A 12,798-nucleotide genomic window follows, 5' to 3' on the forward strand; every position below is an offset into this window, starting at 1 on the left:
ACGGGCTGTGGGCAGTCGTTCCGCAGGGCGGAGCGGGCCGCGCTCGGCGACGGGACGTCCGCCGACGAGGCATCCGCCCCCACCGCGGAGTTGCTGTGCCTACGCTGCACGTCGTTCACGCGTCGTCACCCTCACGCATGGGCACCCGGACCCCACGCTCCTGAGCGACCGACTCCGCGAGGTCGTACCCCGCGTCCACGTGCCGGATGACCCCCATGCCCGGGTCATTCGTCAGAACACGCCGGATCTTCTCGCCGCCCAGCTTTGTGCCGTCCGCCACCGTCACCTGCCCGGCGTGGATGGACCGGCCCATGCCGACCCCGCCACCGTGGTGGAGGGAGACCCACGACGCACCGGAGGCCACGTTCACCATCGCATTCAGCAGCGGCCAGTCGGCGATCGCGTCGGAGCCGTCGAGCATGGCCTCGGTCTCGCGGTAGGGGGAGGCGACGGAACCGCAGTCGAGGTGGTCGCGGCCGATGGCCAGCGGTGCCGCGAGTTCGCCGCTCGCCACCATGTCGTTGAACCGCTCGCCGGCCTTGTCGCGTTCGCCGTAGCCGAGCCAGCAGATACGGGCGGGCAGGCCCTGGAAGTGGACGCGCTCACCGGCCATCTTGATCCAGCGGGCCAGGGACTCGTTCTCGGGGAAGAGGTCCAGGATCGCCTTGTCGGTCTTCGCGATGTCGGAGGCCTCGCCGGACAGGGCCGCCCAGCGGAAGGGGCCCTTGCCCTCGCAGAAGAGGGGGCGGATGTAGGCGGGGACGAAGCCGGGGAAGGCGAACGCCCGGTCGTACCCGGCGAGCTGGGCCTCGCCGCGGATCGAGTTGCCGTAGTCGAAGACCTCGGCGCCGGCGTCCATGAAGCCGACCATCGCCTCGACATGCCGGGCCATCGACTCGCGGGCGCGGGTCGTGAAGCCGGCCGGGTCCTTGGCCGCGGCGGAGGCCATGTCCTCGAAGTCGGTGCCGAGCGGGAGGTAGGCGAGCGGGTCGTGGGCCGAGGTCTGGTCGGTGACGATGTCGATGGGGGCGCCCATGGCGAGCAGCTGCGGCACGAGGTCGGCGGCGTTGCCGAGGACGCCGATGGAGAGCGGGCGGCGGGCGTCGCGGGCCTCGGTCGCCAGCTGGAGGGCGTGGTCGAGGGAGTCGGCCTTCACATCCAGGTACCGGTGCTCGATACGCCGCTCGATCGCGCGCGGGTCGCAGTCGATGCAGATCGCGACGCCGTCGTTCATGGTCACGGCCAGCGGCTGGGCGCCGCCCATGCCGCCGAGGCCGGCGGTCAGGGTGATCGTGCCGGCGAGGGTGCCGTTGAACTTCTTCGCGGCGACGGCGGCGAAGGTCTCGTAGGTGCCCTGGAGGATGCCCTGGGTGCCGATGTAGATCCAGGAGCCGGCGGTCATCTGGCCGTACATGGTCAGGCCGAGGGCCTCCAGACGGCGGAACTCCTCCCAGTTGGCCCAGTCGCCGACGAGGTTGGAGTTGGCGATGAGCACCCGCGGCGCCCATTCGTGGGTCTGCATGACACCGACCGGGCGGCCGGACTGGACGAGCATCGTCTCGTCCTGCTTCAGCCCCTTCAGGGTCCGCACCATCGCGTCGAAGGAGCGCCAGTCGCGGGCCGCCTTGCCGGTGCCGCCGTAGACGACGAGCTTGTCGGGGTGTTCGGCGACCTCGGGGTCGAGGTTGTTCTGCAGCATCCGCAGGGCGGCTTCCTGCTGCCATCCCAGGGCGCTCAGTTCCGTACCGCGCGGCGCTCGTACGGGGCGGGGTCCTGACATGGTCTGCCTCCTAGCGGATTGTTGCTGCCGTTATTCACATCCTGACTCGCTGAATAGAACTAGTCAATACATCGGCCCGTCGGCATGAGCCCGTCGGGGGTGTTTGGCTGGACGCATGGGCGCGGACAGCGGCACCGGCATCGACACGACGGGGGACGCGATGGACAAGGGCAACGGCAGCGGCACCGAGCGGGCCGTCCGGCGTGACGAGGCCGTGCGGGCCGCCGTGGAGCAGGGGCTGCTCGCGGCCGACAGCCCCGTCGTCGGTCTGCTCGACGTCACCGGCATCCGGGAGTCGGCGGCGGAACTGAGGGAGGCGTTCGACGCCGTCGTGGCACCCGGCACACCCGTGCTGCACGCCTTCGCCGTGAAGGCGACACCGCTCGTCCCCGTACTGCGACTGCTGAACGAGGAGGGGATCGGCGCCGAGGTGGCGAGCCCCGGCGAGCTGGCGCTGGCCCGGGCCGCGGGAGTGCCGCCCGCCCTGACCGTGCTCGACTCCCCCGCGAAGACCCCGGCCGAGCTGCGCGAGGCGCTGGCGCTCGGGATCGCCGTCAACGCGGACAATCCGCAGGAGCTGGACCGTATCGACGCCCTGATGCGGTCCGCCCCCAGCCGCTCCCCCCTCGGAGTCCGGGTGAATCCGCAGGTCGGCGGGGGGTCCATCGAGGCCACCTCGACCGCCACGGCGACCTCGAAGTTCGGGGTGGCGCTGCGCGACGAGGGGGCGCGCGAGTGGGTCGTACGGGCGTATGCCGAGCGCCCCTGGCTGACCCGGCTGCACGCGCACACCGGGTCGCAGGGCATCCCGCTGTCCCTGCTGGCGCGGGGCGTGGCGGAGATCCACGCACTGGCCGAGGAGATCAACCGGCGGGTCGGCCGGCAGCAGATCGACACGATCGACATCGGCGGCGGGCTGCCCGTGGACTTCGGCTCCGACATGACGCGGCCGACGTATGCGCAGTACGCCCGGCTGCTGCAGGAGACGGTGCCGGGCCTGTTCGGCGGGCGGTACGGGCTGATCACCGAGTTCGGGCGGTCGCTGCTGGCCAGGCACGGAACCGTGGTGGCCCGGGTCGAGTACACGAAGAGCGCCGGGGGGCGGCCGGTGGCGGTGACGCACGCGGGCGTGCAGGTCGCGACGCGGACGGTGTACGTGCCGGAGGCGTGGCCACTGCGTATCGCCGCCTACGACGCCAAGGGGCGGCCCAAGACCGGGCCCGAGGTGATCCAGGACATCGCGGGACCGGCCTGCTTCGCGGGCGACCTGCTCGCCTCGGGCCGGGCGCTGCCCCTGCTCGAACAGGGCGACCACGCGGTGGCGCTGGACACGGGCGCGTACTACTTCGCGCACCACTACGCCTACAACTCCCTCGCCCGGCCCGGGATCTACGGCTTCGCTCCGAACGGTGAGGGGGGCGTCGCCTTCGCGACCGTCCGCGAGCCGCAGTCCGTCGAGGAGATCGTGGCCGAATCGGGAGGGGCGCACACCGACGCGCTCACCACCCTTCGCCCGCCCGGGCGCGGTTGACCGGCACCCGCCGACATGCGGCTCCACCAGGACCAAAGCGGAGTCAGCCGACCCACCTTAGCCACCCCGAGCATGTTCCGCCGGAAAATGCCGTAACGCTCACCCCTCGCGCACACGTTGCGTAGTTTCGCTGTCACTCAGCCGAACTCCAGGTGGGAGGGGAGTCACGGTGCCCGGAATCGACGAGTGCCTGCTGGAAGCCATGCGACTGCCCGGTGCCAGGGGCGCCGCGCTGGTCGACTGGACCAGCGGGCTGGCCCTGGGCACCGTGGGCGAGTCCCCGGGAGGGGATCACGAGACGGCGGCGGCGGAAGCGGCCGAACTCGCGCGGCTGGCCGCCGAGCAGCACGCCTTCGCATCCGACAGCGACCCGCAGGAGACGGAGGCCGACCCGCCGATCGAGGACCTCATCCTCAGCAACCGGGACAGCTATCACGTGCTGCGGTTCGTGCCGACGTCCTTCGACAGCAGCGTGTTCCTGCATCTGTGGCTGGCCCGCGCGGAGGGCAATCTCGCGCTGGCCCGCATCCGGCTGGGCGAGATGGCCGGACGGCTGGTGCTGGGATGACGGCTGTGAGAACCCCGCCGCCCCGGCTGCCGGTGCGGGACAAGGCGGCTGCCAAGGAGTGCGGCTGGGGCGGTGTGTCGCCGATGCTGACGCGGCTCGCCGCCGAGCGGGCCACGGGCGTCCTCGTCCGCGAGTACGGCACGCTCCATCTCGCCGAGGGCCAGGTGGTGCACGCGGAGAGCCCGTGCGCGCCGTCCCTCGACCTGCTCCTCGCCGTCCGCGGCACGCCCGACGCCGGCACCGGAGGCACGGAGGGCGAGACGAGCGGCCGGCACCGCGCCGCGTCCCGCCCGGCCGAGGGCGCCCCGGTCACACCGGGCGCGCTGGAGCTGTGCCGCCTGGTGGCGCTGTACGACGCGGCGTACTTCGCCCTCGGGCCCAGCAGCACGCCGGGCCGCTTCCGTTACGACGACGCGGAGGTGCCCGGCGCGATGCGGCCGGTGCCGGTGGCGGACCTGGAGCGGGAGACGCTGCGCCGCCGTGACCTGCTGCACCGCATCTGGCCGGACCAGAGGACGGACGGTGCGCCGCTGGTGCGGCCCGACGCGCTCGCCGCCCCGTCACTCACCGCCCGCCGGCGGGCGGTCCTGAACCGGGTGGACGGCGTCCGTACGGCGGCGGACATAGCGCGGGAGCTGGGGCGGCCCGCGTTCCACACGCTGGTGGACGTACGCCGGCTGGTCGCGGCGGGCCTGGTCTCCCCCCGGCCCCAGGCTCCCCCGCCGGAGCCCGCGCCCCGAGCCGCCGGTCCCGCTGATCGGGACCGCGATCCCGACATCACCCTGCTGAAGAGGCTCAGGGATGCGCTGGAGGCCCTTTGAACGGCAGCGACCGCGCGCCGAGAGGCGAGACCTGATGGCGGCGGAAGCGACGGCTGCGGAAGCCGAGATCCTGGACGAGCTGCGCCGGCTGCGCGCCCGTGTGCCGCAGCTCACCGGGGCCCTCGCGGCCGGTGTCGACGGTCTGGTCCTGGCCCAGGACACCCCGGGTGTCGAGGCGGAGAGGGTGGCCGCGCTCACCGCGACCGCCCGCGGCCTCGCCCTGCAGCTGACGGACGCGACCGGTCACGGGGACTTCCGCGAGCTGCTGGTGCGCGGTGTGTACGGGTGTGTGGCGACGTATGCGGCGGGACGGTACGCCGTGCTGACGCTGCTCGCCCAGGACCGCGTCAACGTCGGCCGTCTCCATCTGGAGGGCCGCCGCGCGGGCGCCCGGATCGGTCAGCTCGTCGACGCCCACGCCGAGGCGGCGGACCGGACACCCGCCACGTCACCCGCCAAGTCACCGAAGCCCGCCGCCAAAGCCACGAGAACGCCGGCCGACGCACCGGCCACGGAAGCGGCCGCCAAACCCGCCGCCAAGACCACCACACGAACCAGAACCGCGCGCGCCGCACGCGGCCAGACCGCCAACGCGCGCACCACCACGGAAAGTTGAGAGGAACGAGGAATCACCCATGGCCAACACCGAAACGACGCTGAAAGAAGCGCTCGCCTCCATCGAAGGCGCCACGGGCGTCGCGCTCGTCGACTACACCAGCGGCATGGCGCTGGGCACGATGGGCGGGAGCAAGGGGTTCGACCTGAACGTCGCCGCCGCCGGCAACACCGATGTGGTCCGCGCCAAGATGCGCACCATGGAACACCTCGGGCTCAAAGCGCAGATCGAGGACATCCTGATCACGCTGTCCGACCAGTACCACCTGATCCGGCTGATCAGCGGCCGTGGCGGCAACGGTCTGTTCCTGTACCTGGTCCTGGACGCCAAGCGGGCCAACCTCGCCATGGCACGGCACCAGCTGAAGAAGATCGAGGAGGACCTGGAAGTGTGAGCGTGACGTCGCGCTAGACCAGCGCCGCGGTGCGGCGGCGGGGCCCGCCCGGGGCCACGTCGCCAGCCGCGATGCCTGTGCTGCGGAACGCCTTGACCGGCTTGCCGGCCGGGCGTCCGCCCCGCACCCCGAGCCAGTCGACGCGCACCCACAGCAGGGCCTCCCCGGCCCGCTCGCGCCGCCCGATCCACGCGGCCTTGAGCCGCAGTCCGACGCCGCATCCGGCGAGCAGCATGCCGCCGGCCGCGGGCACGGCGAAGGCGCTGCCGAGCGCGGCGAGGACGGCGAGCAACAGCCACCAGCGGTGTCCCCGGCGCCAGGTGCCACCGTCACGGCACGGTCCTGGAGCACATCGTGCCGTCCCGCGCGGGCGACGCCCCGGGCTAGGGCCGCGTAGCGCCGGCGGCGGCCGTACGACACCACGGCCACGGCGACGACAAACAGCGCGGCCCCGGCCATCACCCCGATCCGCCGGCCGGTGACGCCCGGCACCAGGGCACCCACGCCCGCCGCCATCGCTCCGGCCCACCACAGGGGCGCGGCCCCGGCCCGTACGACGACGGCCACCCGAGCCAGACCCTGACCTCCGCGCGCTCCGCGTGCCACCTTCCGCCTCCTCGCCGCTCCGGCACTGTCCGGCCACGCACGCTAGCCAGCGAAGGTGAGACGAGTCTGAGAGCGGCCCGGGCGAGCCTTACTCCGCCGGCCGAAGAAGAGCCCCGCGGGCCTCACTCCACGAACAGCCCCCGCGCCGCCGCCTTCGCGTCGAACTCCTCCAGCCGTGCCTGCGCCTGCGGCAGGTCGTCGCACATCGCCTCCAGGAGCACCCGGCCGAGCAGCATCGGCGCGCAGGCGGTGTCGAAGGCGAGGCCGGTGCCGACGGCGGCGGGCAGCAGCAGGTCGGACACCTTGGCGACGGGCGCGAACGCGGAGTCGGCGACCGAGACCACCGTCAGCCCGGCCTCCCTGGCGTAGGCGAGCGTGTCCAGGACCTCGCGCGGATGGCGGGGCAGCGCGAAGCACAGCAGCGCCGAGGCACCGGCCCGTACGGCGGCGTCGATACGGTCGTGGATCATCGTGCCGCCCTCGTTGAGCAGCCGGACGTCCGGATGGACCTTGGCGGCGAAGTACGCGAAGCCGTACGCCTGGGAGGCCGCGGCCCGCAGTCCGAGCACCGGCAGCGGCCGGGAGGCGGCCAGCAGCCGTCCCGCCTTCTGCACCGGCCGCGGATCGGCGAGGAGCTCCGCGAGATGCCTCAGGTTCTCGATCTCGGCCTCGACGGCCTGCTGGTACTCGTTGTACGACGCCGTGTCCGCGGCCTGTTCGGCGGGCGCGACCTCCCGCAGATGCCGGCGCAGGGCGGGGTAGCCGTCGAAGCCGAGGGCGACCGCGAAGCGGGTCACGGAGGGCTGGCTGACTCCTGCCAGTTCGGCCAGCTCCACGCTGGACAGGAAGGGCACGTCGGAGGCGCGGCGCACCATGCTGTGCGCGATGCGCCGCTGGGTCGGCGTCAGCCGGCGCCCCTCGAAGAGCGTCTGCAGCCGTCCGGCCGGGCTGTCCGTCACCACCGCTCCCGTGTCCCTGTCCGCGCTCATGTCTCGCTCCCCCTCCAGATGTCAGTGAACCGGTCCAGCAGCCGGGCTCCGGATCGGGTCTCAGGCAGCGCTGACGCAACGCCCGTACTGCGGCGCCGAGTTCGCAGCCGGCCACGAGACGGTACGCGCCGCACGCGCGCAGCGTCTGCCGCGCGGCGGGCGAGGCGAAGCCGGCCTGTTCCCCGACGCCCCGGGAGAGTACAGCGTGGCCGCTTCATCACCCCGTCGAGGACCACCAGGCCGGAACGGCCGGTCCGTACAGCACCCGACACCCGAGCTCCCCTCACCCATGACTTATTCAGATATCAAGAACTCTGCATGACATTATGCAGACAGGCAAGGGCGACAGGGGGGCTATCCCCAGTGCGGCAGGCGTCCCCGCTCCCTAGCCTGAAACGCATGACCGGAATGGACGCTCGGGACACCGAGCTGAAGAAGGAACTCGACGCCACCCTGCACGCCCGCAGGGAACTGGGTGAGGAGTACGAGTCCGCGCTGGTCGACTCGTTCCTGGCGAAGGTCGACCAGCGCATCGACGGCGCCGTGGAACGACGGGTGCGCCGGCAGCTCGCCGAGCAGCAGATGGTGGTGGCCCGGGGCTCCCGGTCGCCGAAGGCCACGGACTCCTGGGGCGAGCGCTTCGGCTTCGGCATCGTCTCACTGGTCCTGGCGATCCCGCTGTCCGCGATCGGCGGCGGCGTGGCCCGTCTGCCCGGCCTGCTCGTCGCCTGGGCCGGCATCGTCGGCGTCAACGCCTTCCAGGCGGTCCGCGCGAACCCCGGCCTCTTCGGCGGCCGGCGCCGCGGGTCCTCCCGGGACGGCGACTGGGAGGACTGACCTCGACACCGCCGGCCGACCGGACGGGAGAAGCAGTGCGCGGGGACCGCCGCAACCCCCGTTGCCGGGGGGCGGGACGACGGCGGTCCCCGCGGGGACGCGGGCCGGGTCAGGGCCGGGCCTCCGCGTCCGTGGCGTCCATGGAGGTCCGGGAGCCGCTCCGGAGGTCCTTGGCGCCGTTCGGCGCCGGCCCGGGCGGGGAGCCTCCCCCAGTGCTGAACGCCTGGGAGTCCCCCCACCGCCCTGCCGACACCCACTAATGTGCCGGACCCGTGTTAAGCGGGTGCTGCGCGGACGTGACGCGCTCGTACCACTTCTGCGAAGTCCACCGGTCCGGTGGGAAACCTCAAGTTCCGCACCGGCACGGGCAGTTCACCGCAGGTTTCCCGTCACTTGCCGCCCTTGGCCAGGAAGGCCAGCAGGTCCTGACGGCTGACCACACCGGTCGGCTTGCCCTCGACGAGGACGATCGCCGCGTCCGCCGCGCCCAGCACCGACATCAGGTCCGCGACCGGTTCGCCGGAGCCGACCTGCGGCAGCGGCGCCGACATGTGCTTCTCCAGCGGGTCCTCCAGGGAGGCGTTCTTGCTGAACAGGGCGTCCAGCAGCTCGCGTTCCACGACCGACCCCACGACCTCCGCCGCCATGACGTCCGGGTGACCGGCGCCCGGCTTCACGACCGGCATCTGCGAGACGCCGTACTCCCGCAGCACCTCGATGGCCTGACCGACCGTCTCGTCCGGGTGCATATGGACGAGGGACGGCATGGCGCCGTGCTCCTTGTCGTTCAGGACGTCGGCGACACGGGCGCTGGGGCCCTCGTCCTCCAGGAAGCCGTAGTCGGCCATCCACTCGTCGTTGAAGATCTTGCTGAGGTAACCGCGGCCGCTGTCGGGGAGCAGGACGACCACGACGTCGTCGGGCCCGAGCCGCTCGGCGACCCGCAGCGCGGCGACGACGGCCATCCCGCAGGAGCCGCCCACCAGCAGGCCCTCCTCCTTGGCCAGCCGGCGGGTCATCTGGAAGGAGTCCTTGTCGGACACCGCGACGATCTCGTCGGCCACGGTCCGGTCGTACGCGGTCGGCCAGAAGTCCTCGCCCACACCCTCGACGAGATACGGCCGCCCGGACCCGCCCGAGTAGACGGACCCCTCCGGGTCGGCACCGATGACCTGCACCTTGCCGTCACTGACGTCCTTCAGATAGCGGCCGGTCCCGGAGATGGTGCCGCCGGTCCCCACGCCCGCCACGAAGTGGGTGATCTTCCCCTCCGTCTGCTCCCAGAGCTCGGGACCCGTCGAGTGGTAGTGGGAGAGCGGGTTGTTGGGGTTGGAGTACTGGTCGGGCTTCCACGCGCCGGGCGTCTCGCGCACCAGCCGGTCGGAGACGTTGTAGTACGAGTCGGGGTGCTCCGGGTCGACGGCGGTCGGGCACACGACGACCTCGGCGCCGTAGGCACGCAGCACGTTGATCTTGTCCGTGGACACCTTGTCGGGGCACACGAAGATGCACTTGTACCCCTTCTGCTGGGCCACGATGGCAAGGCCCACACCGGTGTTGCCGCTGGTCGGCTCGACGATCGTGCCGCCGGGCTTGAGCGCACCGCTCTCCTCCGCGGCCTCGATCATGCGCAGGGCAATACGGTCCTTCACCGATCCGCCGGGGTTGAAGTACTCCACCTTGGCCAGGACGGTCGCCCGAAGGCCCTTGGTCACGCTGTTGAGCCTCACCAGCGGGGTGTTGCCGACGAGGCTGATCATCGAGTCGTGGAATTGCACCGTTGTCTCCGGATGCTTGCAAAACAGGTCTGAGTGGTTCCGCCAGCCTATGGCCTGTTCGGCGCGTACGACGGTCGTTCACCGGCTGTGGGGATTGGGCGACGGTACGTGCGGGGCAAGCAGTGGGTGTACCGGTACGTGGAGGTGGCGGCGACGTATGACGAGCATGTCGAGGGCGAGGGTGGCCCGGCGTATCGCGGCCGGCGCGGCATACGGCGGCGGCGGGATCGGACTGGTCGGCGCGGCGGCCATGGGACTGCTGCTGGCCGAGGTCCAGCTGGCCAAGCGGCAGGTGGGCAACGGGACGGCGCCGCACGCGCCGAAGGCGCAGGGACTGTACGGCCTCGGGTACTCCGTACCCGGTGAGCCGCCCCTGCGGCTGAGGATGCTGGGTGACTCCACCGCGGCCGGGCAGGGCGTGCGCCGGGCCGGGCAGACGCCCGGTGCGCTGCTCGCGTCGGGGCTGGCGGCGGTCGCGGAGCGGCCGGTGGATCTGAGGAACGTGGCGCTGCCCGGGGCCTGCTCGGACGATCTCGACCGGCAGGTGGCGCTGGTGCTCGCGGATCCCGCGCAGGTGCCCGACGTATGCGTGATCATGATCGGCGCGAACGATGTGACCCACCGGATGCCGCCGACGCGTTCGGTACGTCATCTCTCGGCGGCGGTACGGCGGCTGCGCACCGCCGGTGCGGAGGTGGTCGTGGGCACCTGCCCCGACCTCGGCACGATCGAGCCGGTGCAGCAGCCGCTGCGCTGGCTGGCCCGGCGGGCCTCGCGGCAGCTGGCGGCCGCTCAGACGATCGGGGCGGTCGAACAGGGCGGCCGTACCGTGTCGCTGGGCGACCTGCTGGGCCCGGAGTTCGCGGCGAACCCGCGCGAGCTGTTCGGCCCCGACAACTACCACCCCTCCGCGGAGGGCTACGCGACGGCGGCGATGGCGGTGCTGCCCACGGTGTGCGCCGCGCTGGGGCTGTGGCCGGCGGACGAGGAACGCCCCGATGTCTCCCGCCGCGAGGGCTTCCTGCCGGTCGCACGGGCGGCCGCGGAGGCGGCTTCCGAGGCGGGTACCGAGGTCACGGCCGCGATGCCGACGGGTCCACGGGGCCCGTGGGCCCTCCTGAAGCGGCGACGCCGCCGCCGGGTCCCGGAGTCGGAGCCGGCCCCTGTCACTCCGTCGCCGCAAGCCGGCCCGTCCGGCGTTTGAGGACGAGGCCCTCCGGGCCGAGGGGGTCTGGGGGCGCAGCCCCAGGAACGCGCACCCCCGCAACCCTCACAGCCCCACGGCCGCAACAGTTCCGCCCGACCCCCGGAGGGAAAAGCAAGCGCTTAGAAAACTGCGGTCAGGGTCACACCCCCACACTCGTGACCCGGCTCATACGTCCGGGTAACTTCCCAGACAGCCCTGCCCGACCCCCCGGTATGTCTCTGGAGCCGTGATGCCCGAAGCCGTGATCGTCTCGACCGCCCGCTCCCCCATCGGCCGCGCTTTCAAGGGCTCCCTGAAGGACCTGCGCCCGGACGATCTGACCGCCACGATCATCCAGGCCGCGCTCGCCAAGGTCCCGGAGCTCGACCCGCGGGACATCGAAGACCTGATGCTCGGCTGCGGCCTGCCCGGCGGTGAGCAGGGCAACAACCTCGGCCGGATCGTCGCCGTACAGATGGGGATGGACCACCTCCCGGGCTGCACCATCACCCGGTACTGCTCCTCCTCGCTGCAGACGAGCCGTATGGCCCTGCACGCCATCAAGGCCGGCGAGGGCGACGTCTTCATCTCGGCCGGTGTCGAGATGGTCTCCCGGTTCACCAAGGGCAACTCCGACAGCCTGCCCGACACGCACAACCCCTTCTTCGCCGAAGCCGAGGCCCGTACCGCCGCCGTCGCCGAGCAGGAGGGGACGACCTGGCACGACCCGCGCGAGGACGGCCTCGTCCCGGACGCCTACATCGCGATGGGGCAGACCGCCGAGAACCTGGCCCGCGTCAAGGGCGTCACCCGCCAGGACATGGACGAGTTCGGCGTCCGCTCGCAGAACCTCGCCGAGGAAGCCCTCAAGAACGGCTTCTGGGAGCGCGAGATCACCCCGGTGACCCTCCCCGACGGCACGGTCGTCAGCAAGGACGACGGCCCGCGCGCCGGCGTCACCCTGGAGGGCGTCCAGGGCCTCAAGCCGGTCTTCCGCCCCGACGGCCTGGTCACCGCCGCCAACTGCTGCCCGCTGAACGACGGCGCCGCCGCGGTCGTCATCATGAGCGACACCAAGGCCCGCGAGCTCGGCCTGACCCCGCTCGCCCGCATCGTGTCGACCGGCGTCTCCGGCCTGTCCCCCGAGATCATGGGCCTCGGCCCGGTCGAGGCCTCGCAGCAGGCGCTGCGCCGGGCCGGCCTGACCATCGACGACATCGACCTGGTCGAGATCAACGAGGCGTTCGCCGCCCAGGTGATCCCCTCCTACCGCGACCTCGGCATCGACCTCGACAAGCTGAACGTCAACGGCGGCGCCATCGCCGTCGGCCACCCCTTCGGCATGACCGGCGCCCGCATCACCGGCACGCTCATCAACTCGCTCCAGTTCCACGACAAGCAGTTCGGCCTGGAGACGATGTGCGTCGGCGGCGGCCAGGGCATGGCCATGGTGATCGAGCGCCTGAGCTGAGGCCGCCGGCGGACCCCGTTCCGTAGCGACGGCAGCACCCAGTGTGACCCGACGGCCCAGAACCGCGGAAACTCCAAGGTTCTGGGCCGATTTGTGACCCAATCGCCCCCAGGATGTGACCTATCTCCCTCGAGAGAGGGAATCACGCAGGTCAGAGCAGTTCCACCACTAAACCCCGGACCCAAACTCCTGCCCGTTTCGTGACCTTACGCACTGACAGC

11 protein-coding genes and 2 pseudogenes are annotated in these 12,798 nt (G+C 72.0%); 8 read left to right on the forward strand and 5 right to left on the reverse strand.

The genetic code is table 11. The features are described from left to right. Positions 1-115 precede the first annotated feature (115 nt). Positions 116-1,780 (reverse strand): urocanate hydratase, encoded by a 1,665-nt coding sequence (gene hutU, locus F7R91_RS23600; protein WP_150951103.1) that lies wholly within the window; start codon positions 1,778-1,780, stop codon positions 116-118. 160 nt (positions 1,781-1,940) lie between these two features. Here hutU and F7R91_RS23605 point away from each other — a divergent pair, with 160 nt between their 5' ends. The 5 genes from F7R91_RS23605 to F7R91_RS23625 all read left to right on the forward strand — a co-directional run bounded on the left by F7R91_RS23605 (position 1,941) and on the right by F7R91_RS23625 (position 5,710). Beyond that, positions 1,941-3,311, forward strand: a complete 1,371-nt coding sequence (locus F7R91_RS23605) for a type III PLP-dependent enzyme domain-containing protein (protein WP_225320759.1) — start codon at positions 1,941-1,943, stop codon at positions 3,309-3,311. A 169-nt stretch (positions 3,312-3,480) separates the two neighbouring features. Next, on the forward strand, positions 3,481-3,879 hold the full coding sequence (locus F7R91_RS23610) for a hypothetical protein (protein ID WP_150951105.1): 399 nt from the start codon (positions 3,481-3,483) through the stop codon (positions 3,877-3,879). Further along, positions 3,876-4,700 carry a transcriptional regulator gene (locus F7R91_RS23615; RefSeq protein WP_150951106.1) on the forward strand — a complete coding sequence of 275 codons (825 nt, stop codon included), beginning with the start codon at positions 3,876-3,878 and terminating at the stop codon, positions 4,698-4,700. The genes F7R91_RS23610 and F7R91_RS23615 overlap by 4 nt, the downstream gene beginning before the upstream one ends. 34 nt (positions 4,701-4,734) lie before the next feature. Beyond that, entirely contained in the window at positions 4,735-5,316 is a 582-nt protein-coding gene (locus tag F7R91_RS23620; protein WP_150951107.1) for a roadblock/LC7 domain-containing protein, read from the forward strand. A gap of 19 nt (positions 5,317-5,335) precedes the next feature. Next, positions 5,336-5,710: a roadblock/LC7 domain-containing protein gene (locus tag F7R91_RS23625; RefSeq protein WP_150951108.1), complete on the forward strand. Its 375-nt coding sequence runs from the start codon at positions 5,336-5,338 to the stop codon at positions 5,708-5,710. Between the two features lie 13 nt (positions 5,711-5,723). Here F7R91_RS23625 and F7R91_RS23630 read toward each other — a convergent pair. From F7R91_RS23630 to F7R91_RS42875, 3 genes and pseudogenes are all read right to left on the reverse strand, one after another. After that, positions 5,724-6,277 (reverse strand): annotated as a pseudogene (locus F7R91_RS23630) (hypothetical protein). 161 nt (positions 6,278-6,438) lie between these two features. After that, entirely contained in the window at positions 6,439-7,305 is an 867-nt protein-coding gene (locus F7R91_RS23635) for a MurR/RpiR family transcriptional regulator (protein ID WP_150951109.1), read from the reverse strand. Next, a pseudogene (locus F7R91_RS42875) lies at positions 7,302-7,516 on the reverse strand (histidine ammonia-lyase); the annotation flags it as partial. The gene F7R91_RS23635 and the pseudogene F7R91_RS42875, both read right to left, overlap by 4 nt. Before the next feature lie 197 nt (positions 7,517-7,713). Here F7R91_RS42875 and F7R91_RS23645 point away from each other — a divergent pair. Further along, positions 7,714-8,142, forward strand: coding sequence for a hypothetical protein (locus F7R91_RS23645; protein ID WP_191971606.1), 429 nt, complete (start codon positions 7,714-7,716; stop codon positions 8,140-8,142). Between the two features lie 389 nt (positions 8,143-8,531). Here the strand turns inward: F7R91_RS23645 and F7R91_RS23650 are convergent, their stop codons facing one another. After that, entirely contained in the window at positions 8,532-9,920 is a 1,389-nt protein-coding gene (locus F7R91_RS23650; protein WP_150951111.1) for a cystathionine beta-synthase, read from the reverse strand. A 157-nt stretch (positions 9,921-10,077) separates the two neighbouring features. On the opposite strand from F7R91_RS23650, the gene F7R91_RS23655 reads away from it, so the two are divergent. Beyond that, positions 10,078-11,124, forward strand: coding sequence for an SGNH/GDSL hydrolase family protein (locus F7R91_RS23655; protein WP_150951112.1), 1,047 nt, complete (start codon positions 10,078-10,080; stop codon positions 11,122-11,124). A gap of 232 nt (positions 11,125-11,356) precedes the next feature. Continuing rightward, a complete protein-coding gene (locus F7R91_RS23660) occupies positions 11,357-12,577 on the forward strand; it encodes an acetyl-CoA C-acetyltransferase (protein ID WP_150951113.1) in 1,221 nt (406 codons plus the stop codon). The last annotated feature ends 221 nt before the right edge of the window (positions 12,578-12,798 follow it).

The organism is Streptomyces luteolifulvus (assembly GCF_008806595.1).
In the GTDB taxonomy this organism is placed as follows: domain Bacteria; phylum Actinomycetota; class Actinomycetes; order Streptomycetales; family Streptomycetaceae; genus Streptomyces; species Streptomyces luteolifulvus.

Excerpts from the sequence above, each read along its gene's own strand:
- hutU (WP_150951103.1), bottom strand. The coding sequence starts at position 1,780 with ATGTCAGGACCCCGCCCCGTACGAGCGCCGCGCGGTACGGAACTGAGC.
- F7R91_RS23625 (WP_150951108.1), top strand. The coding sequence starts at position 5,336 with ATGGCCAACACCGAAACGACGCTGAAAGAAGCGCTCGCCTCCATCGAA.
- F7R91_RS23605 (WP_225320759.1), top strand. The coding sequence starts at position 1,941 with ATGGACAAGGGCAACGGCAGCGGCACCGAGCGGGCCGTCCGGCGTGAC.
- F7R91_RS23660 (WP_150951113.1), top strand. The coding sequence starts at position 11,357 with ATGCCCGAAGCCGTGATCGTCTCGACCGCCCGCTCCCCCATCGGCCGC.
- F7R91_RS23615 (WP_150951106.1), top strand. The coding sequence starts at position 3,876 with ATGACGGCTGTGAGAACCCCGCCGCCCCGGCTGCCGGTGCGGGACAAG.
- F7R91_RS23655 (WP_150951112.1), top strand. The coding sequence starts at position 10,078 with ATGACGAGCATGTCGAGGGCGAGGGTGGCCCGGCGTATCGCGGCCGGC.
- F7R91_RS23620 (WP_150951107.1), top strand. The coding sequence starts at position 4,735 with ATGGCGGCGGAAGCGACGGCTGCGGAAGCCGAGATCCTGGACGAGCTG.
- F7R91_RS23635 (WP_150951109.1), bottom strand. The coding sequence starts at position 7,305 with ATGAGCGCGGACAGGGACACGGGAGCGGTGGTGACGGACAGCCCGGCC.
- F7R91_RS23645 (WP_191971606.1), top strand. The coding sequence starts at position 7,714 with ATGGACGCTCGGGACACCGAGCTGAAGAAGGAACTCGACGCCACCCTG.